Origin of the sequence: Lachnoclostridium sp. An14, from assembly GCF_002160755.1 — a bacterium.
Taxonomy (GTDB): Bacteria; Bacillota; Clostridia; order Lachnospirales; family Lachnospiraceae; genus Lachnoclostridium_A.
This window is the reverse complement of sequence record NZ_NFLE01000003.1, coordinates 69,046-87,292: the sequence shown is the minus strand read 5'-3', so window position 1 is coordinate 87,292 and position 18,247 is coordinate 69,046. Positions and strand designations below refer to the sequence as shown.

The following is an 18,247-nucleotide window of genomic DNA, read 5'->3' as shown; positions in this document are numbered from 1 at the left end:
TTTCCTGCCGGCTCTTACGCCTCTGCCGCTGCGGCCTCCTCTTTTTTCGGAGCAGTCTTTCCCGCGTTCGCCATCAGTTTCTCCACGCTCACCAGCTTGGTGCACAGGCATAACAGCTCCGTGGCCAGCTCCAGGTCGTTTAACGGCGGGTAGGAGGGGGCGATGCGGATATTGCTGTCGTGGGGATCCTTTCCGTAGGGATAGGTCGCTCCCGCGTTGGTCATCACCACGCCGGCCTTCTTGCAACGAGCCACGATCTCCTTTGCGCAGCCGTCCATGGACTCAAAGGAGATGAAGTAACCGCCCTTGGGGCTGGTCCACTCCGCGATGCCAAGGCCGCCCAGCTCCTGCTCCAGGATGCGCTCCACCGCCTCAAACTTCGGGCGCAGGATGTCGGCGTGCTTTCTCATATGCTCCACCATGCCGTGAATGTTCTTAAAGAACCGCACGTTGCGCAGCTGGTTTACCTTGTCGTGACCGATGGTCTGGACGGAAAGCTGCTTTCTGATGTCCTCCAGGTTGTTGGGAGAGGCCGCCAGGGCAGCGATTCCGGAACCGGGGAAACAGATCTTGGAGGTGGAGGCGAATTTATATGCCAGGTCGGGATTTCCCGCTCTCTTACACTCCGCCAGAATCTCAATCAGATGATCCTGGTCGTTGTCGTAAAGGTGATGGATGGTGTAGGCGTTGTCCCAGTAAATACGGAAATCCTGGGCTGCCGGCTTTAAGCGGGCGAACCGTCTCACCGTCTCGTCGGAATAGGAATATCCCTGAGGATTGGAATACTTCGGCACACACCAGATGCCCTTGATGGAATCGTCCTCGGCAACCAGTTTCTCCACCATATCCATATCCGGACCCTGAGGCGTCATGGGCACGTTGATCATCTCGATGCCAAAGTACTCTGTGATGGCAAAATGGCGGTCATAACCCGGAACGGGGCAGAGGAATTTCACCTTGTCCAGCTTGCCCCAGGGAGTGCTTCCCATCACTCCGTTGGTAATGGAGCGGGCCACGGTGTCGTACATCACGTTCAGGCTGGAGTTTCCGTAAATAATCACGTTGGCGGGGGCCACCTCCATCATGTCCGCGATCAGCTCCTTCACCTCGCTGATGCCCTCCAGACAGCCATAGTTACGGCAGTCAGTTCCGTCCTCACAGGTCAGATCGTCCTCGCTGCTGAGCACGTCCATCATCCCCATGGACAGGTCGAGCTGGGCCAGGCTTGGCTTTCCTCTGGACATATCCAGTTTCAGATCTTTTTCCTGCATCTCCCTGTACTGTTTCGACAGCTCTTTATGCAGCGCTTTCAGCTCATCTCTTGTCATCTCGGCGTATGCTTTCATTTTTCATTCTCCTCATCCTGTCTTATGCAATTTTCGTGCATGAATTCATTGCAACAGTAACGTAACCATTATCCACCAAAAACACCATTTGCGCAAGTACTTTTTCCCAGCCGCCTTTCGCCTTTTCCCCACCTTTTCTTGACATCCCACCCCTCAGCCACTAAAATAAAATCGGACGGCTGTTTTGAAACACAGCACGGGAAAGGATACATTATGGCAGAATACCTGTTAGTTGACGGATACAATATCATATTCGCGTGGCCGGAGCTAAAAGCCCTGGCGGACACCAATCTGGACGCTGCCAGACTGCGGCTCCAGGACATCCTCTGCAACTACCAGGGGTTTAAAAAGTGCAACGTGATCCTGGTCTTTGACGGCTACAAGGTGAAAGGAAACCCGGGAGAGGTCATCCAGTACCACAATATCCACGTGATCTTCACCAAAGAGGCGGAGACCGCGGACCAGTACATCGAAAAAGTCACTCAGGAAATCGGCCGCACCCATCACGTGCGGGTGGCCACCTCCGACCGTCTGGAGCAGGTGATCATCCTGGGAAAGGGCGCCGTGCGCCTGTCCGCCAGAGACTTACAGAAGGAAATCCGGGAGACGGACGAGGAAATCCACTCTCAGCACCTGCAAAAAATCCCCTCCAAAAAGAACCGTCTCTTTGACAATGTGGACGCTGATCTGTTTGAATATTTGGAGGATATTCGGCTGAACCGCAAAAAATAAAGAAGGAATTCCGCCGTTGTTTTAAAACGGACATGACCGCTAACGCGGTCATCACAAATCCTGAAAGCCAGATGGCTCCACGCCTACGGCGTTCCCGCCATCTGCCGGCGGTATTCGAAATCCGGGCTACCGCCCTACTTTCTTATTTAACAGGAAACGCAGTTTCCTGTTAAATAAGAATGCTCCGCAGGGAGGCGCACTCCGCGCAAAGGAATATGGCTGCTGGCGCAGCCGCGCTCCGGCGCGAGTGTGCGCCAAGCGCACACTTTTTATACTGCCTTGCCCGTCTGATGCCGATATATCTGTGCGTGCGAGCACGCCCATCTATATCGTCGCCATCCGGGGCTTTCACAGTAAAAAGTAAGAATTCTTAAGCCTTCTGACACTATTTTCTTTTCCTCCTCTCTGCTATAATAAACCTATCAAACAATCAGGAGGAACGCATCTATGAAATTCCATAAAAAACGTATGTTAGCCGCCCTCTGCGCGGCAGCCGCGGTATCTGCCATGAGCGCTGTTCCGGCGATGGCAGACCCTTTATCGGAGCTGCGGATCTGGGGACCGGTTACGGTAAATTCCGAGAATCAGCTCACTATTGACAACCAGAGCCAGCAGTCCTACACCGGAGAGGTGGTGATCCACCTGTCCGAGGACACAAAGATCTTAAACGCCGCGAGCGGAATGCCTGTGGCAGCGGACCAGCTTCCCTCCGGGGAGACGGTTTACGCCTACTTAAGTCCCGTTATGACCTTAAGCCTGCCGCCCCAGACCACGGCGGACGTAATTTTAACCCAGATTCCCGCGGATTACCGGGTGCCGGACTACATTGAAGTGAAGTCTTTTGAGGCGGCAGACGGCGGCTATCAGCTGACCGCGGCAGACGGACTGGTATTCCAGGTTTCCTCTGACTGCCCCATCTCCCCCTATCTCACCCGGAATATGCTCTACCTGGAAAACCTCTATCCCGGCGCCCGCTGCCTTGTATGGTCAGATGGCACCACCGCCTCCCGGATTATGATGTTTCAGCCCTATGGCCCGGAGGAGAGCGGCAGTGAGGATACGGTACAGCCCCACATCCAGACGGGATGGGTGCTGGAGAGCGGCGAGGCCGGCACCGCCAGCGCCCAGTGGCTCTACTACAATCCGGACGGCACCCTGGCAAAAGGCTGGGTGGAGGACGGCGGGAAATGGTATTTCCTGAACCTGGAGACGGGACGGATGGAGCGTGGGTTCGTCCAGGTAGAGGGAAAGACCTACTATATGCAGGAGGACGGCAGTATGCTCACCGGGCCGAGAACCTTCACCCCGGCGGCGGACGGGTCTCTGTCCTGACGGGATTCTTCTATATATAATAGGGAATCGCCTGTTCACTATATGGCACAAAAACGGCGCGGACCGCATTTCTTCGCAGCCCGCGCCTCTCTTTTCTGATCTTTTCTTTTCTGATTTTTTCTTTCCGGCTCTTATTTCACCATAACCTTCATGAAGTTTTTCTTGCCTCTCTTGACGATGACACCTTCCTTTCCGATCTGGTCCTTGGTAAACTCCGCCTTGACGTCCTTGACCTGAGTTCCGTCCACGGACACTCCGCCCTGCTCCACGTTTCTTCTGGCGTCGGAGCGGGAGGCGCACAGGCCGGATTTCTGAAGGATGGTCAGAAGGCCGATGGTTCCGTTCTCAAAGTCCCCGTCCGTCAGCTCAAGACAGGGCATATTGACGGAATCTCCGGCGCCGCCAAACAGGGCTCTCGCGGCCTCCTGGGCTTTCTTCGCCTCCTCCTCGCCGTGTACCAGGTTGGTCAGCTCGTAGGCCAGGATCTCCTTGGCCGTATTTAACTGGCTGCCCTCCCACTTGTCCATCTCGTCGATCTGCTCCAGGGGCAGGAAAGTGAGCATCCGCAGGCATTTCAGCACGTCGGCGTCGGCGATGTTTCTCCAGTACTGGTAGAAATCGAAGGGAGAGGTCTTGTTGGGATCCAGCCAAACGGCTCCGGACTGGGTCTTGCCCATCTTCTTGCCCTCGGAGTTTAACAGCAGGGTGATGGTCATGGCGTGGGCGTCCTTGCCCAGCTTTCTGCGGATCAGCTCCGTTCCGCCTAACATATTGCTCCACTGGTCGTCGCCGCCGAACTGCATATTGCAGCCGTATTTCTGGAACAGCATATAGAAATCGTAGCTCTGCATGATCATGTAGTTGAACTCCAGGAAACTGAGGCCTTTCTCCATTCTCTGCTTGTAGCACTCGGCGCGGAGCATATTGTTTACGCTGAAACAGGAGCCAACCTCCCGCAGCAGCTCGATGTAGTTGAGCTTTGTGAGCCACTCGGCGTTGTTTACCATCAGGGCCTTGCCGTCGGAAAAGTCGATGAAACGGCTCATCTGTTTCTTAAAGCACTCGCAGTTGTGCTCGATGGTCTCCACCGTCATCATCTGGCGCATATCCGTGCGGCCGGAGGGGTCGCCCACCATGCCGGTGCCGCCGCCGATCAAAGCGATGGGGCGGTTTCCTGCCATCTGAAGGCGTTTCATCAGGCACAGCGCCATGAAATGGCCCACGTGAAGGCTGTCCGCCGTGGGGTCAAAGCCGATGTAGAAGGTGGCTTTTCCGTTGTTTACCATGTTTTTGATTTCTTCCTCATTGGTCACCTGGGCGATCAGGCCGCGGGCAACCAGCTCCTCGTAAATCTGCATTGTCAGGATCTCCTTTTCTTTTCTGGAATTATAATAAGTGTGCGCTTGGCGCACACTCGCGCCGGAGCGCGGCTGCGTAAACAGCCATTTTCCTTTGCGCGGAGTGTGCCTCCTCGCGGAGCAATCTTGTTTAACAGGAAACTTCGTTTCCTGTTAAACAATTAAAACTATGCGCTACAATGCGCAACCAAAACGCTTTTCCCATAAGAAACGCCGTTTCCCAGGAAAAAAAGAAGGCAGCCCAGTCCAAAAAGGACGAGGCTGCCGCTCGTGTTACCACCTTTATTCACAGACGGCTCGCACCGTCTGTCTCATGGAGTACCATCATACTCCGGCCGGTATAACGTCCGCCGCTCCGTCGCCGCCTACTTGGGGATGCGTCCAGCTCTCTGCCGTCCGCCCCGTTTGGGGCGCTGCTCCGGGAGGTATTCGTCCCTGGTGATGCGTGCGCCTCTCATCCGCCGGCTGCTTTCTGTACGCTCGTTCCAGAAATTACTTGTTCCCTTCACCGCATTTGTTTGTGAAATTATCTGTATTATAGGCTGGGAACCGGCCTTTGTCAACACCCATTTTTCGGAAACTCACAGACCGCCGCCCCGAAACCGGCCAAATCTTTCCGCCGGCTCCGGGATGGAACCGGCGTTTTCCCATTCCGTTTATTCCTTAAATACAAATTTTTGCAGGATTTTCAGCACCGCCTTCATATCCAGAGGTTTCGCCGTGTGGGCGTTCATGCCGCAGTCCAGGCAGCGCTGGACATCCTCGGAAAACGCGTCCGCCGTCATGGCGATAATGGGGATGTCCGCGTCCGGGCGGCCGGAGCTTCGGATCGCCTTCGTCGCCTCATAGCCGTTCATCACCGGCATCCGCAGATCCATCAGCACCGCGTCATAGTAGCCCGGCTCCGACTCCTCAAACTTCGCCACACAGACCTCGCCGTTTTCCGCCCAGGTCAGCTCAAACCCATAGGTTTCCAGCAGCGTGCTGGCGATTTCCCAGTTCATCTCATTGTCCTCGGCCATCAGCAGCCGTTTTCCGCTAAAATCCACCTGCGGCTCCGACGCCTCCAGCTCCTGGTGCTCTGTCTCCGCAAAGGGGCTGAGGCTGTGATACAGCGTTGTCTTAAACAGGGGTTTGGCGATAAAGCCGGTAATCCCCGCTGCCCGCGCCTCATCCTCAATATCCCCCCAATCATAGGCAGACATCAGCAGGATGGGCACACCGTCGCCGATGCGGCGGCGTATTTCACGGGCCGTCTCAATTCCATCCATCTCCGGCATTTTGCAGTCCAGCAGCACCACAAAATAGTCCTTGTGCTGTTCATGCCGCTTTACCGTCATATCAATGGCGGAACGGCCGTCCAACGCCCATTCCGCGTGAACGCCGATCTCATTCAGAGAATCCGCAGCGCTGCGGCACAGTTCTTCGTCATCATCTACCACCAGGACATCCCAGTTTGGCAGGATCATTTCCTCGTCCCTAGATTCTCCCCGCTCAAAATCAAAGGTCACATGGAATTCCGTACCTTTATCCAGCTCGCTTGTCAGCTCAATGCTGCCTTCCGATTTGTCCACGATGTACTTGGTGATGGCCATGCCCAGCCCCGTTCCTTCCACCTTATGCACCCGCGCGCTGTCCTCGCGCACAAAGCTTTCAAAGATCTTCGCCTGAAACTCCTTTGACATCCCGATGCCCGTATCCTTCACCCAGAAATGGGTGCGGACGTAAGCTTCCCCTTTGGGCGAGTCCTCCTGGGACACTGTAACGGTGATGTCCCCGCCCTCCGGCGTGAACTTCAGCGCGTTGGAAAGGAGGTTCAGCAGCACTTGGTTTAAGCGCACCCCATCCGCGTAGATATTCTCCGCCTGGATCCTGTGAATAAAGATATTGAACGTCTGTTTTTTGGCCTTGACCTGGGGCTGGATGATGCTTACGATGCTTTCCATGGTTTCCCGCAGAGAGAGCAGGTCATAATTTAACGTCAGTTTTCCGCTTTCAATCTTCGACATATCCAACACATCGTTGATCAACCCCAAAAGCTGCTTGCTGGACAGGGTGATTTTCCGCAGGCATTCCAGGAGTTTCTCCCGGTTATCCACATTGGCGGTGGCTATGGCCGTCATGCCGATGATGGCGTTCATGGGGGTGCGAATATCGTGGCTCATGTTGGCGAGAAATTCACTCTTTGCCGCGTTCGCGTGCACCGCGTCCTCCTTCGCCGCGTCCAGCTCCAGCATCTGCTCCCGGGAGAACCTGAAATAGTAGAAAAACACGATCATCGTAGCCGCCAGAATAATCCCGCAGCCCCCCAACGACAGGCTGACCCGCCGCGCCCCAAGCTCAGATACGGCCTCATCCAGAATGCCGTGGGGCATCACCGTTACCAGCGTCCACACCGTATAGGGAAGCTGGGAGCAATATACATGGCGTTTCTCCCCCCGCAGCGCTGCCAGCATACTGAAATCTTCCCGCTGGACGATGGCCCGCCGCATTGCCTCCACTTCTTCCTCAATCCCGTCGATGCCGCTTTCCTGACCGTTGCGCAGCACCCAATCATACCAGTTGTCCTCGCTGACACCCTCATTTTTTATGATAAATGTGCCGTCACTTTGTACGATGTTGGTATAGACAAGGCTGTTGTCAAGCCCTAAGGAAAGCATCTCGTTCAGACGCTCCACAGACGCGCCGGCGACAATGGCGGTACACTGCTGCCCATCGGTCATGGGATACCCCTGATCATGAGGATAGCCTACCGATATGCCATACAGAACCAACGCCTCGCCGTCTTTCGTTCTGCCGATCCCCGCCATCTCGTTGCCGCTGTTTAAGGAATCCAAGAAAAGCTCAGGATTGTCCAGCTCCAACGGTTCCCCGTAGATGAGGTTCTCTTTCCCCTCTGTATTGTATAGGGCCAGATACTCAAACTCCACATTTTTCCCCAGTTTCGTAAAATACTCGACAACCTCGCCCTCAATCGCGGTAACTTCCTCCGGCGGAATCGCGCTGACGATGTTTTCCACCTGAAGGATACGCATTTTAAACAGCGTCTCAAAGTGGTGCTGAACCTGTGTGCTGACCCCCTCCATGTACGGGGTCGCTATGCTGGCGGCCGATTTCTCATTTTCCTTCAGCATAACCCGCGCGATCAGAACAAAAACGCTGATACACAGAACCAACAACCCGATCAGACTGGTCCATAAAAATCGAAACATTTTCTTATCCATACAATCCCTTCCCCTCATTGGCTTTTATCTTCACTGTCTGTCCATTTCTCCCATGGACGTTCCCCATCCATGCCATCCGACGTGGTCTGTTCTGTTTCAAATTCATCTGTCATCCCTTTCAGTATAGCACGAAAACAGCATTTTTTAATGTACTAAATTCAAAAAAATGGATAATTATTAGCTGAATTTTTAGAAATCTCACTTTCCCGGCTGAGCCTTACGGCCCGCGGAAGGTTTCAGTATGAAGAAAGAACTGTGTAAATGGCTCTGAAAAGCGGAACCGCCCTCACGAAAGAAAAAGAAAAAGGGAAAGAAAACGGACCGCCGCCGTTTGCCATCCCATCCCCTTGTCACGCCTTTGACTGATACACCGTCAGCATCAGCACTGTTCCCAGAATAAGCGCAAAGCCCAGCACATCCATCCCTGTAAACGCCGTTTTCAGCCACAGAAAGGAGATCACCACCGCCGAAACAGGCTCCATGCTGGCAAAGAGGCTGCCCTTAAAGGGGCCGATGATGGACACACCGCCCAGATACAGGCCAAAGGCCACCGCTGTTCCGATGACGGTCACGCTCCCCAGGGCCAGGATGGTGCCTCCGTCCCAGACCATCTCATACTGCCACGGCCGCACCGCCGCGCTCATCACAATCCCCGCCAGCAGCATTCCAAATCCCAGCACCTGGCACACGCCGTACCGTTTCATCAGGGTTCCGGGAATCATGTTGTAGAGCACCGCTCCCACGGCGGACAGAAGGCCGAAAAAGAGGGCCTTCGGCGTCAGGGTCAGCTCCCGGAAATTGCCGTGGGTGCCCAGGATGAAGGTTCCCGCAAGGCACAGGGCGATAGCCGCCATCTCCACTCCGGAAGGGCGGCGCCGTCCCTGAACGCACACCACAATCAGAATCAGCACGGGAAACATATACTGCAACACCGTGGCTGTCCCCGCGTTGGAATACTGGATGGCCGCGAAATAGGGGTACTGGGCCATCATGATCCCCGCCAGGGCGAACACCGCCAGATGGACCAGGTCCCGGCCGCTCTTAAAAATCTCCACATTCCGTTTGCCGTTTACGAGAAATCCCGCCGCGATCAGCAGGACTCCCGCCCCCACCAGCCGCAGGGCCACCAGCCACTCCGCCGTGGCGCCTCTCTGCTGAAATAAATATTGTCCGCAGCACCCGGAAAATCCCCAGCATATTCCGCCTATGACGGTCATCAGATTCCCGATCCGCATTCGCTCCGCCTGATTCATACGTTTCTCCCTTTTGTATCCAGATTTTTGTCCATATTACGTTATCACAGACCGCCCTGTTTGGCAACCGGAAGTTTCCACAGGGTTTCCTCCGCCGCGAATCCCGGAATCCGGTACAGCACCAGCAGGTCGGTGATCCCCTCCTGCTCCAGGAAATGAGAAATGTTTCCGTTGAAATACCGCAGATCCAAAAGGAAGGTGGTCTCGTAGTGGTTGGCGGCGAAGGGGGCAAAGCTGTTGGCGTAGGAATCCTTGATGATGCACAGGCGGCGGGGCGGCCCGCCGGCTCCGGGGCTGGAATGGCTATCAGATCCCATTTCTCCTGTCCCGCGCACCGTCCGGATCTTTGTCAGCCCATGGTTCCCGTCCAGATAAAACCGGTATTTGTCCCGGCTCTCCAGGGCGCTCTCCGTGTACAGACCGCCCGCTGCCTTCTCCTCACTCCCGTCGTAAAATACCTCATAGGCTGTCCCGTCCCGCGGCGTCCACCGCTCCATGGCGTCCGGCTCCGTCTTCCAGTTCACCTTCGCCTGAACCGTTCCCACAAAGTCTCGGCTCACCGTTTCCACGGAAAACGCGGACCGTTCCCAGGGCACAATCCCCATGGCCTCCGCCCAGGCCCGGTAGCCCTCGTAGGCTCCCGACACGGTCCAGTGATGGTCCGTGCGGTAGTAAAGCCCGTCCTTTCCGCTCTCCCGCAGGGCCGTCCCCGCGTCCACCAGAACCTCCGCCCCTCCCAGGCGGGCCGAAAGTTTCCTCAAAACCTCCTGCTGATCGTAGGGTGCTGCCAGCAGAGGGAGCTTTTCCGGCATGGCCCAGGCGGCAGAGGGCACCAGCATGGCTTTTACCCGGTCCGTTCCCAGCCGTTCTCCCTCGGTCAGCAAAAAAGCGGCTAAAGCGTCCAGATTTTCCTCCAGCTGCTCCGTCTCTATGTCCTCCCGCTCAAACCGCTCCATCAGGTATCCGTCCTTTCCAAAATAAACACCGTTTACGTCCTGCCGCCCCAGAAACCGCTCCGCGGCCGTCTTGATTCCCACAAATCCGTCCCGGAGGGGAAACTGATCTCCCAGATACTTCTCATAGGTTTCCCCATAGGAGCCGTCCATCACTCCCTCCAGGGAAAGCTCCGGCCGTCCGGTGAGATACCGGTTTTCCGTCTCCGAAAACCGCCTCTGGGGCCAAAGCAGGGACGCCCCCGTCCCCAGGGCCAAAAGCCCTAAAAACACTGCCGCCGTCCCACAGGTTTTCCAGTTCTTCATCCTCCGCCTCCTTGTTCCTTCCTGTTAAAACCGAAAATATAAAAAGGGATTATAGCCCGCGTTCACCAGATAGGCCACGCAGAGCAAAAACAGCCCGCCAAAGCACACCGGCCGCGTCACCGCCGCGATGCCGCCCGTCTGGCGAGAACTGCCGTCACCGCCGAGGCAGGCTGCTCCGCTCCTCTCCGGGCCAGGCTCTCCCTGGGAAACGCCGTCACCGCCGAGGCAGGCCGCTCCGCTCCTCTCCGAGCCAGGCTCTCCCTGGAAACTGCCGTCACCGTCCGGCTGCCGCTCTAACAGCCCCAGTTTCTCCCCGATCCGCGCCCCCGCCGGAGACGCCCCGATCACGGCCAGCGCCCCAAGGGGCAGGCTGGTGACCGTCAGATACACCGACCTCCCGTTCACTGCCGCCAGGCCTCCCAGCCCCAGCAGCTGGCGCAAGTAGGAAATCCCCTCTCCCAAATCCTCATGGGCAAACAGCACCCAGCCGAAAAACACCGCCGCCAGCGTATAAGCCAGCCGCAGCGCCCCCGGCAGCCTTTTTAGCACCCGGCTAAGCACCAGCTTTTCCGCCAGCAGCAAAACGCCGAAATACCCGCCCCAGAGCAGAAAATTCCAGTCCGCCCCGTGCCACAGCCCGGTGAGCAGCCACACTGCCATAATATTCACCGCCTGCCGCCGTTTCCCCCTGCGGTTTCCCCCCAGAGGGATGTAGACGTACTCCCGGAACCAGGTTCCCAGGGAAATGTGCCAGCGCCGCCAGAACTCCGTCACGCTCCTGGAGGCGTAGGGATGGCGGAAATTTTCCGGAAAGTGGAAACCGAACATCCGTCCCAGCCCCACCGCCATATCTGAATATCCGGAAAAGTCAAAATAAATCTGCATCCCGAAGGCGAAAATCCCCAGCCAGGCCATGAGCACCGCCCGGTCCGCCTCCGGCACGCCCTGGATCTCCGTCCACAGCTCCCCCATGGGGTTTGCCAGAAGCACCTTCTTTGCCAGCCCCACAAGGAAAATCCTCACTCCCGTTTCAAATTCCCAAAGGCTCTCACGCCGTTCCTTTAGCTCCTCCGCGATGGTGCTGTAGCGGACAATGGGCCCGGCGATCAGCTGGGGAAACATGGACACATAAGCCCCGAAGGCCACAATGTCATCCTGCACTTTCGCCTGCCCCCGGTACACGTCGATGGTGTAGGACATGGTCTGAAAGGTGTAAAAGGAAATGCCCACCGGCAGCGCCACGGACAGCTCCGGAATTCCCAGCCCCGTCAGCCGGTTCACCGCCCCGGCAAAAAAACCGGCGTATTTAAAAAATCCCAAAAGTCCCAGATTGATGGCCGCGGACGAGGCCACCAGCCACTTTGCCCGGTCCCGCCTGCCCTGGGCCAACAGCCGCCCGATCCATTTCCCGTGGATAAAGTCCACCAGGGTGGAAAACAGCAGGAGGCTGATATACACCGGCTCTCCCCAGCCATAAAAAAGGAGGCTCCCAATGAAAAGAACTCCATTGCGGAACCTCCCAGGAACGGCATAGTACAGGAAAAGCACTGCCGGCAGAAACCGGAACAGAAACAGCAGACTGCTGAATACCATATCTGTTTCCTACTCCTTCCCTTTCCTATTCATAAAAGCTGTCGATCATATCCAGGCCGATCTGCACCTGGGTCTGGTAGAAGGCCAAAAGCTCCTCCTCCCCGGTGATGCTGTCGTCGTAGGCGCCCAGCATGACAAAGTACACGTCATCCCCGTAGCGCACCACCTGGGACGCCTCAAATTTCGGCAGATTCATGGGATACTGCATGGCTCCTTCGATCTGGCTGTCCCGGTAGGCGTTTAACAGCTCCTCCACCGTCTCGCCCTCTCCCGCCTTGGCCCGCACCGCCAGAAAGGTATCCACATGGGTGCTGATCATGGGCATCTCTCCCACAAACTCCTCGTAAAGCCCGGCGTCAATGCCGTAGGTCTGCTCCAGCACCGTAGCGTCAATGGCTGTATTGGGCAGGTAATCCTCTCCGTAGGCATCCTGAACCGCCTCCAGAATCTCCGTCAGATCGGGGGACGCCTGGCTTTCCTCCGCGGCCGTGGTGGTCTCCGCCGCGCTCTCCGTCACCTCAGCGGCCGTGGTGCCTGCCGCGATTTCCTTCTGTCCGGAGCCTCCGCAGGCTGTCAGATTCAGCATAAGCGCCGCCGCGCTGACGGCACAGATTGTATAAACAGATTTTCTCATTACGTTTCCTCCTTGCTCACTTGCTGTTTTTATATTATAATGGACAAACGAGAGCCGGTCAATTTACGAATTGCTTACTTTTCGCGAAAGAATTTCCAAAACCGGCAAATGGAGGTACCAATGAGCGTTGAATTCATACAAAAGCTGCCCACGCCCGCGGAGATCAAGATGCAGTTTCCCCTCCCGGCCCGCCTGGCAGAGATAAAAGCAGAAAAAGACAAGGAGATCAGCCGGATTTTCACCGGGGAGAGCGACAAGTTTCTGGTGATCATCGGCCCCTGCTCCGCGGACAACGAGGACGCGGTTTTAGACTACACCACCCGCCTGGCAAAGGTTCAGGAGAAGGTGGCGGACCGCCTTCTCTTAATCCCCAGAGTCTATACCAATAAGCCCCGCACCACCGGACTGGGCTATAAGGGAATGCTCCATCAGCCCGACCCGGAGAAACAGCCCAGCGTCTCCGAAGGCCTTCACGCCATCCGCCATATGCATATGCGGGTGCTGGCGGAAACGGGATTTTCCACCGCCGACGAGATGCTCTACCCGGAGAACGTAAGCTACTTAGACGACATCATGTCCTACATCGCCGTAGGCGCCCGCTCCGTGGAAAACCAGCAGCACCGCCTGGTGTGCAGCGGCTGTGACGTTCCCGTGGGCATGAAAAACCCCACCAGCGGCGACCTGTCCGTGATGTTAAACGCTGTGGTGGCCGCCCAGACGGGCCACGAGTTCATCATGCGGGAGTGGGAGGTAAAAACCCACGGCAACCCCCTGACCCACACCATCCTGCGGGGCGCGGTGAGCAAGCACGGCCAGTGCCTTCCCAACTACCACTACGAGGACTTAATCCTCCTCTACAACCTGTATCAGGAGCGGGACGTGCAGAACCGCGCCTGCATCGTGGACGCCAATCACTCCAATTCCAACAAGCAGTACCAGGAGCAGATCCGCATTGTGAAGGAGGTCCTTCACAGCCGCCGTCACTCCGCCGAGATCAAGGAGCTGGTAAAGGGCGTAATGATCGAAAGCTACATCGAGCCCGGCGCCCAGAAGGTGTCCGAGCACTGCTACGGCAAATCCATCACCGATCCCTGCCTGGGCTGGGAGGATTCCGAGCGGCTGATCTGCGACATCGCCGAGGGGCTGGACTGACCCCGCCTGAGGAGCGCGCCTCCTTGCAAAGCATTCTTATTTAACAGGAAACTTAGTTTCCTGTTAAATAAAAACAACGAACCGGAAGTCCCATCACATCGAGGAACTCCCGGTTTTTTCGTTTTCCGATTCTGTTTTTCTTTCTCTCCATCATCCCGCGCTCTCCACTGCGCTCTGGGCTCTCACCACCTTGCGGGGCGCCGCCCCTTGCCGTTTCTGATAACCTCTCACCACCAGGCTTAAGGTAAAGCAGATGACAAAATAGCACAGGGCCTCAAATCCGTACAGGATCATCATTCCCCGCACGTCGTAAATGCTACCCATGACCACAGAGCTGTTTCTCATAAACTCCGGGATGTCCACCATCCGCAGGAAGGACGTGTCCTTGAGCACCGTGATAATCTGGGAAAGCAGGGCGGGAATGACCTTTTTAAAGGTCTGGGGCCACACAATGTACACAATGGTCTGTACAAAGGAAAATCCCTGGGATTCCGCCGCCTCAAACTGGCCCTTGGGAATGGAATTTAAACCGCCCCTGAAAATCTCCGCCATGACCGCCGATGTAAACAGGGTGATGGCAAACACGGAGATGGCCACCTTGTTCCCCTTGATGGTGAAGTAGATCCAGAGGATCCAGAGAAGGTTTGGCGTACACCGGAAAAACTCGGTGTAGGCGGCGATCAGTTTCCCGAAAATACGGTATTTCCCGGTGGCGTAGGTGCGGATCAGAGCCAGCACGCTGCCGATGATGGTGCTGAAAAATACAGCGCCTATGGAGATCATCACCGTCATCCCAAGCCCCTTCATCATAAAGGAGAAATTGGCCGGCGTAAAAATCTGGCTGAACAAATTAGACATTGATTGAATCCTCCATCATCTGATCTATGGCTATCTTGGCCACCGGCTGACGCAGGGCCCGGATTTCCAGATAGCGGGCAAGCCTCGCAAGCGGGTAGCAAATGATGAAATACATCAGCGCCGACGCGAAGTAGGCCTGAGCGAAATATCCCGTATTGGAGCCAAAGGAGTCCGTAAAATACATTAGGTCCATTCCTGCCACCATCGCCAGCACCGAGGTGTTTTTCACCAGGTTCAACGCCTGGTTGGCCAGGGGCGGCATGATGATTTTAATGGTCTGGGGCATGATGATGTACCGCATGGTCTGTATGTAGGAAAAGCCCTGGCTCTTGGCCGCCTCCGACTGTCCCGCCGGAATGGCCTCGATGCCGGTGCGGATCACCTCCGCGATGTAGGCCCCGTGGTAGATCCCCACGCCCATAAGCCCCAGGATGAATTTGGGGATACGGGTCCCCGTCCCGCCCAGCAAAATGGGAAGTCCCGAATAGTAGAATACCACCTGCAGCGCCAGGGGCGTGTTCTGGAAGAATTCCACGTAGACTCTGGATATTAATTTTAAGATCTTCGCCCTGGAGGTTGACATCAGGCCGAAGATCAGGCCCAGCAGGAGGGCCAAAAGCAGGCCGCACACCGCCGTCCTCAGCGTCATAAGGAATCCCGGAATATAATACTCCGGGATTGCCTCAAGCAACGCATTCCATCTGTTTATTTTCATCAAACCGTTAAACACGTTTTTCCCTCACAGCTTTCTTATTCGACCGTCAGTCCGTTCTGCTCCATCAGAGCGTCCATCTCGCCGTTGTCTAACATCTCCTGAACGGTGGTGTTGATCAGCTCCGCCAGCTCCGTGTTCTCCTTGTTGGAGCAGACGCCGTATTCCTGCTCGCCGTAGCGGACATCCAGGAACTTGTTGGTGTCGTTCTTGTAGCCCTCCAGGATGGCGCGGTCTACGGAGAAGGCGTCGATCTGGTTGGCTGCCAGGGCCTGGGCCAGCTCCGGATAGGTAGCAAACTCCTGGAACGTGGGCTCCGCAGCGATGCCGTTTGCCTCTTTATACTTTAAGAACTCATCCTTGGAGGTGGAGGACTGGGAAACACCGATGATCTTTCCATCCAGATCCTCGATGTCGTCGATTCCGGAATCATTGTTTACCAGAAGTCCTACCGCGTCGGTGTAGTAGGCCGGGGAGAAATTGTAGGTTTCCTTTCTCTCGGGGGTGATGGTGAAGGTCGCGATTACAAAATCCACCTCGCCGTTTTCCACCAGCGGCCCTCTCGTCTTGGCGTTTACCGCCTGGAACTCCACCTTCTTCTGAGCCTTGGCCTCATCTGCGGAAATTCCCAGGATCTTTCCGGCCAAAGCGTAAGCCAGATCGTCCTCAAAGCCCTCGTACTCACCGGTGGCCGTATTCTGCAGGGAGAACTTCGGCACATCCGCCTTTACTCCCACCTTTACCACGCCGCGGTCCTTAATGGCGTCCACGCCGCTCTTGCTGCCTCCGCCGCAGGCCGTAAGCCCCATGACCATCGCCGCCGTCAAAACTCCCGCTGCCATCATCCTCATCCAATTTTTCATAATCTTTGTCTCCTTTCCATTCTCTATATTCCCAATTTTTAATGGAGAATCTTACTCAAAAACGCCTTCGTCCTCTCCTGCTCCGGATTGGTAAAGAAGTGCTCCGGCGTCCCCTCCTCGATGATCTCTCCCCGGTGTACGAAGATCACCCGGTCCGCCACCTGTCTGGCAAAGCCCATCTCGTGGGTGACACAGACCATCGTAATATTTTCCTTGGCCAGCTCCACCATCACGTTTAAAACCTCCTGGACCATCTCCGGATCCAGGGCCGATGTGGGCTCGTCAAAAAGGATCAGTTTCTGTTTCGTGCACAGCGCCCTGGCGATGGCCACACGCTGCTGCTGGCCGCCGGAGAGCTGGTTGGGATAGACATTTGCCTTGTCGGACAATCCCACCCGCTCCAGGCACTTGAGGGCCTCCTCCGTAGCCTCTTTTTTGGAGACGTGCTGGAGTTTCATGGGAGCCAGCGTCAGATTTTCCAGCACCGTCAGATGGGGGTACAGGTTAAACTGCTGGAACACCATGGCCGAATAGTTCTTTGCCATCTCCCGGTGGTTTTTCCTGGTGACTTCCTTTCCGGCTATATAGATGTGTCCGCCGGTGGGCTCCTCCAGATAGTTGATACACCGGATCAGGGTGGATTTTCCCGAGCCGGACGGGCCGATAATCACCAGTTTCTCGCCCTCTTTCACCGACAGGTTGATATTTTTTAACGCCTCGAAATCCCCGAAGTTCTTGCAGAGATTCTCAACTTTTACCATCTCCTCCATGTGGTTCCCTCACTTTCCGCTTTCTTTTCTGTGGATGCCCTGTGAAAACGCGTGCGCTGCTTTTTATGTACATAAATATGCAGAATTGCCGTTCCCTTTCAGGGGATCCAAAAAGCATTTTTCTGACCGCGCGCGTCCGGCGCGCCGGCATCGGAGGCTTTTGTGTCATAGGAAACGCCGTTCCCTATAAAACAAAAAAACGGAGCTTCCCTAAGTAAGCTCCGTCGCTTATAGCTTATGTTTATGCGATTTCTTGCTATTATAATCATCCAAAACGGATTTGTCAACAATATTTACTGCTTTTTTGTGATGCTGCAAATTTTTACAGCATTACAGTAATAAATTTTTATCACCGATACCCTGTCAAAAACGGGCAAAACAGGGCAAAACCGCCGTAAACAGACAAATTCCCCCTTAAATTACCACGTGGGGATCCTCCTCAATGCCGAATTTCTTCTTTGCCAGCTGGACGATCATATCCGCGATATCGTCCTCCGGAAGAAGGGCGGAATTGATCATCAGATCCTGAAAACGCTCGTCGTTGGCGGAGTGGCCGGCGTATTTCTTGTGGTAGGCGTCCCTGGCCTTGTCCACGGAGAGGATCATGCTCTTTGCCTCCTCCGGGCTCATGCCGTAGTCATGGATGCAGACGTTCAGGCGGTAGGAATAGGGCGCGAAGATGTAGATGTTGATATTGTTCTTCCGGTTGCGCAGCAGATAGTCGGCGCAGCGGCCCACGATAATGCAGTTCTCCTCCTCCGCCACTTTTAGGATGATGTCCTTCTGGACGGAAAAGATCATGTCCTGCATATAGCTGTTGTCCGTACCCAGCGGAAACTTTGCCATCAGATAGTGAAGGGTGCCGCTGGGCGCCTTCTCCTCCTCGTCGCTGATGGTGGACACCGGCAGATTCAGCGTGCTGGCCACCTTTTCCACAATGTCCCTGTCATAAAACCGGATTCCCAGCCGGTCCGCCACCTTTCTGGCAATCGTCCTGCCATTGGAACCAAACTCCCGCTGAATCACGATGGTATAATTGTCAGCCATATATTTTCCCCCTGTCCGGCCGCACCTGTCCGCGGACGGCCCCTTTTCCCACTATTGTACAACGAAACAGCGGGAATTTCCACTATATTTTTCAGAAATTTTATCCAAAAATAC

General features: G+C 55.6%; 15 protein-coding genes. 3 read left to right on the top strand and 12 right to left on the bottom strand.

All coding sequences use genetic code 11. The annotated features are described in order from the left end of the window. Window positions 1-14 precede the first annotated feature (14 nt). Complete coding sequence (locus B5E84_RS02870) at window positions 15-1,346, bottom strand: aspartate aminotransferase type Ic (protein WP_087218960.1); 1,332 nt, start codon at window positions 1,344-1,346, stop codon at window positions 15-17. A 213-nt stretch (window positions 1,347-1,559) separates the two neighbouring features. Between B5E84_RS02870 and B5E84_RS02865 the strand changes: the two genes are divergently transcribed. Both B5E84_RS02865 and B5E84_RS02860 read left to right on the top strand, forming a co-directional pair. After that, entirely contained in the window at window positions 1,560-2,078 is a 519-nt protein-coding gene (locus tag B5E84_RS02865; RefSeq protein ID WP_242963238.1) for an NYN domain-containing protein, read from the top strand. A gap of 447 nt (window positions 2,079-2,525) precedes the next feature. After that, window positions 2,526-3,410 carry an N-acetylmuramoyl-L-alanine amidase family protein gene (locus B5E84_RS02860; RefSeq protein ID WP_087218957.1) on the top strand — a complete coding sequence of 295 codons (885 nt, stop codon included), beginning with the start codon at window positions 2,526-2,528 and terminating at the stop codon, window positions 3,408-3,410. A gap of 131 nt (window positions 3,411-3,541) precedes the next feature. Here B5E84_RS02860 and tyrS read toward each other — a convergent pair whose 3' ends face one another. From tyrS to B5E84_RS02830, 6 genes are all read right to left on the bottom strand, one after another. Then, window positions 3,542-4,768, bottom strand: a complete 1,227-nt coding sequence (gene tyrS / locus B5E84_RS02855) for a tyrosine--tRNA ligase (protein WP_087218955.1) — start codon at window positions 4,766-4,768, stop codon at window positions 3,542-3,544. Window positions 4,769-5,424: 656 nt separating this feature from the next. Continuing rightward, window positions 5,425-7,992 carry a hybrid sensor histidine kinase/response regulator gene (locus B5E84_RS02850; RefSeq protein WP_087218953.1) on the bottom strand — a complete coding sequence of 856 codons (2,568 nt, stop codon included), beginning with the start codon at window positions 7,990-7,992 and terminating at the stop codon, window positions 5,425-5,427. Between the two features lie 350 nt (window positions 7,993-8,342). Further along, window positions 8,343-9,245, bottom strand: coding sequence for a DMT family transporter (locus tag B5E84_RS02845; RefSeq protein WP_242963236.1), 903 nt, complete (start codon window positions 9,243-9,245; stop codon window positions 8,343-8,345). A 44-nt stretch (window positions 9,246-9,289) separates the two neighbouring features. Further along, window positions 9,290-10,504, bottom strand: a complete 1,215-nt coding sequence (locus tag B5E84_RS02840; protein WP_087218951.1) for a DHHW family protein — start codon at window positions 10,502-10,504, stop codon at window positions 9,290-9,292. Window positions 10,505-10,528: 24 nt separating this feature from the next. Further along, the gene (locus B5E84_RS02835; protein WP_087218947.1) at window positions 10,529-12,097 is read right to left on the bottom strand and encodes an MBOAT family O-acyltransferase; all 1,569 of its coding nucleotides are present in this window, start codon (window positions 12,095-12,097) and stop codon (window positions 10,529-10,531) included. A 25-nt stretch (window positions 12,098-12,122) separates the two neighbouring features. Further along, complete coding sequence (locus tag B5E84_RS02830; RefSeq protein WP_087218944.1) at window positions 12,123-12,731, bottom strand: DUF4358 domain-containing protein; 609 nt, start codon at window positions 12,729-12,731, stop codon at window positions 12,123-12,125. A gap of 120 nt (window positions 12,732-12,851) precedes the next feature. On the opposite strand from B5E84_RS02830, the gene B5E84_RS02825 reads away from it, so the two are divergent. Then, window positions 12,852-13,883: a 3-deoxy-7-phosphoheptulonate synthase gene (locus tag B5E84_RS02825; RefSeq protein WP_087218941.1), complete on the top strand. Its 1,032-nt coding sequence runs from the start codon at window positions 12,852-12,854 to the stop codon at window positions 13,881-13,883. A gap of 150 nt (window positions 13,884-14,033) precedes the next feature. Here B5E84_RS02825 and B5E84_RS02820 read toward each other — a convergent pair whose 3' ends face one another. The 5 genes from B5E84_RS02820 to B5E84_RS02800 form a co-directional block, all read right to left on the bottom strand. After that, window positions 14,034-14,741: an amino acid ABC transporter permease gene (locus tag B5E84_RS02820; RefSeq protein WP_087218938.1), complete on the bottom strand. Its 708-nt coding sequence runs from the start codon at window positions 14,739-14,741 to the stop codon at window positions 14,034-14,036. After that, window positions 14,734-15,432 (bottom strand): amino acid ABC transporter permease, encoded by a 699-nt coding sequence (locus B5E84_RS02815; RefSeq protein WP_330374163.1) that lies wholly within the window; start codon window positions 15,430-15,432, stop codon window positions 14,734-14,736. The genes B5E84_RS02820 and B5E84_RS02815 overlap by 8 nt, the downstream gene beginning before the upstream one ends. 59 nt (window positions 15,433-15,491) lie before the next feature. Next, window positions 15,492-16,316 (bottom strand): transporter substrate-binding domain-containing protein, encoded by an 825-nt coding sequence (locus tag B5E84_RS02810; RefSeq protein WP_087218935.1) that lies wholly within the window; start codon window positions 16,314-16,316, stop codon window positions 15,492-15,494. 38 nt (window positions 16,317-16,354) lie between these two features. Beyond that, entirely contained in the window at window positions 16,355-17,086 is a 732-nt protein-coding gene (locus tag B5E84_RS02805) for an amino acid ABC transporter ATP-binding protein (protein ID WP_087218932.1), read from the bottom strand. 414 nt (window positions 17,087-17,500) lie between these two features. After that, window positions 17,501-18,133: a cytidylate kinase-like family protein gene (locus tag B5E84_RS02800; protein ID WP_087218929.1), complete on the bottom strand. Its 633-nt coding sequence runs from the start codon at window positions 18,131-18,133 to the stop codon at window positions 17,501-17,503. Window positions 18,134-18,247: the final 114 nt, after the last annotated feature.

Excerpts from the sequence above, each read along its gene's own strand:
- B5E84_RS02865 (WP_242963238.1), top strand. The coding sequence starts at position 1,560 with ATGGCAGAATACCTGTTAGTTGACGGATACAATATCATATTCGCGTGG.
- B5E84_RS02870 (WP_087218960.1), bottom strand. The coding sequence starts at position 1,346 with ATGAAAGCATACGCCGAGATGACAAGAGATGAGCTGAAAGCGCTGCAT.
- B5E84_RS02805 (WP_087218932.1), bottom strand. The coding sequence starts at position 17,086 with ATGGAGGAGATGGTAAAAGTTGAGAATCTCTGCAAGAACTTCGGGGAT.
- B5E84_RS02860 (WP_087218957.1), top strand. The coding sequence starts at position 2,526 with ATGAAATTCCATAAAAAACGTATGTTAGCCGCCCTCTGCGCGGCAGCC.
- B5E84_RS02850 (WP_087218953.1), bottom strand. The coding sequence starts at position 7,992 with ATGGATAAGAAAATGTTTCGATTTTTATGGACCAGTCTGATCGGGTTG.
- B5E84_RS02810 (WP_087218935.1), bottom strand. The coding sequence starts at position 16,316 with ATGAAAAATTGGATGAGGATGATGGCAGCGGGAGTTTTGACGGCGGCG.
- B5E84_RS02840 (WP_087218951.1), bottom strand. The coding sequence starts at position 10,504 with ATGAAGAACTGGAAAACCTGTGGGACGGCGGCAGTGTTTTTAGGGCTT.
- B5E84_RS02835 (WP_087218947.1), bottom strand. The coding sequence starts at position 12,097 with ATGGTATTCAGCAGTCTGCTGTTTCTGTTCCGGTTTCTGCCGGCAGTG.
- B5E84_RS02845 (WP_242963236.1), bottom strand. The coding sequence starts at position 9,245 with ATGAATCAGGCGGAGCGAATGCGGATCGGGAATCTGATGACCGTCATA.
- B5E84_RS02820 (WP_087218938.1), bottom strand. The coding sequence starts at position 14,741 with ATGTCTAATTTGTTCAGCCAGATTTTTACGCCGGCCAATTTCTCCTTT.
- tyrS (WP_087218955.1), bottom strand. The coding sequence starts at position 4,768 with ATGCAGATTTACGAGGAGCTGGTTGCCCGCGGCCTGATCGCCCAGGTG.
- B5E84_RS02830 (WP_087218944.1), bottom strand. The coding sequence starts at position 12,731 with ATGAGAAAATCTGTTTATACAATCTGTGCCGTCAGCGCGGCGGCGCTT.
- B5E84_RS02825 (WP_087218941.1), top strand. The coding sequence starts at position 12,852 with ATGAGCGTTGAATTCATACAAAAGCTGCCCACGCCCGCGGAGATCAAG.
- B5E84_RS02800 (WP_087218929.1), bottom strand. The coding sequence starts at position 18,133 with ATGGCTGACAATTATACCATCGTGATTCAGCGGGAGTTTGGTTCCAAT.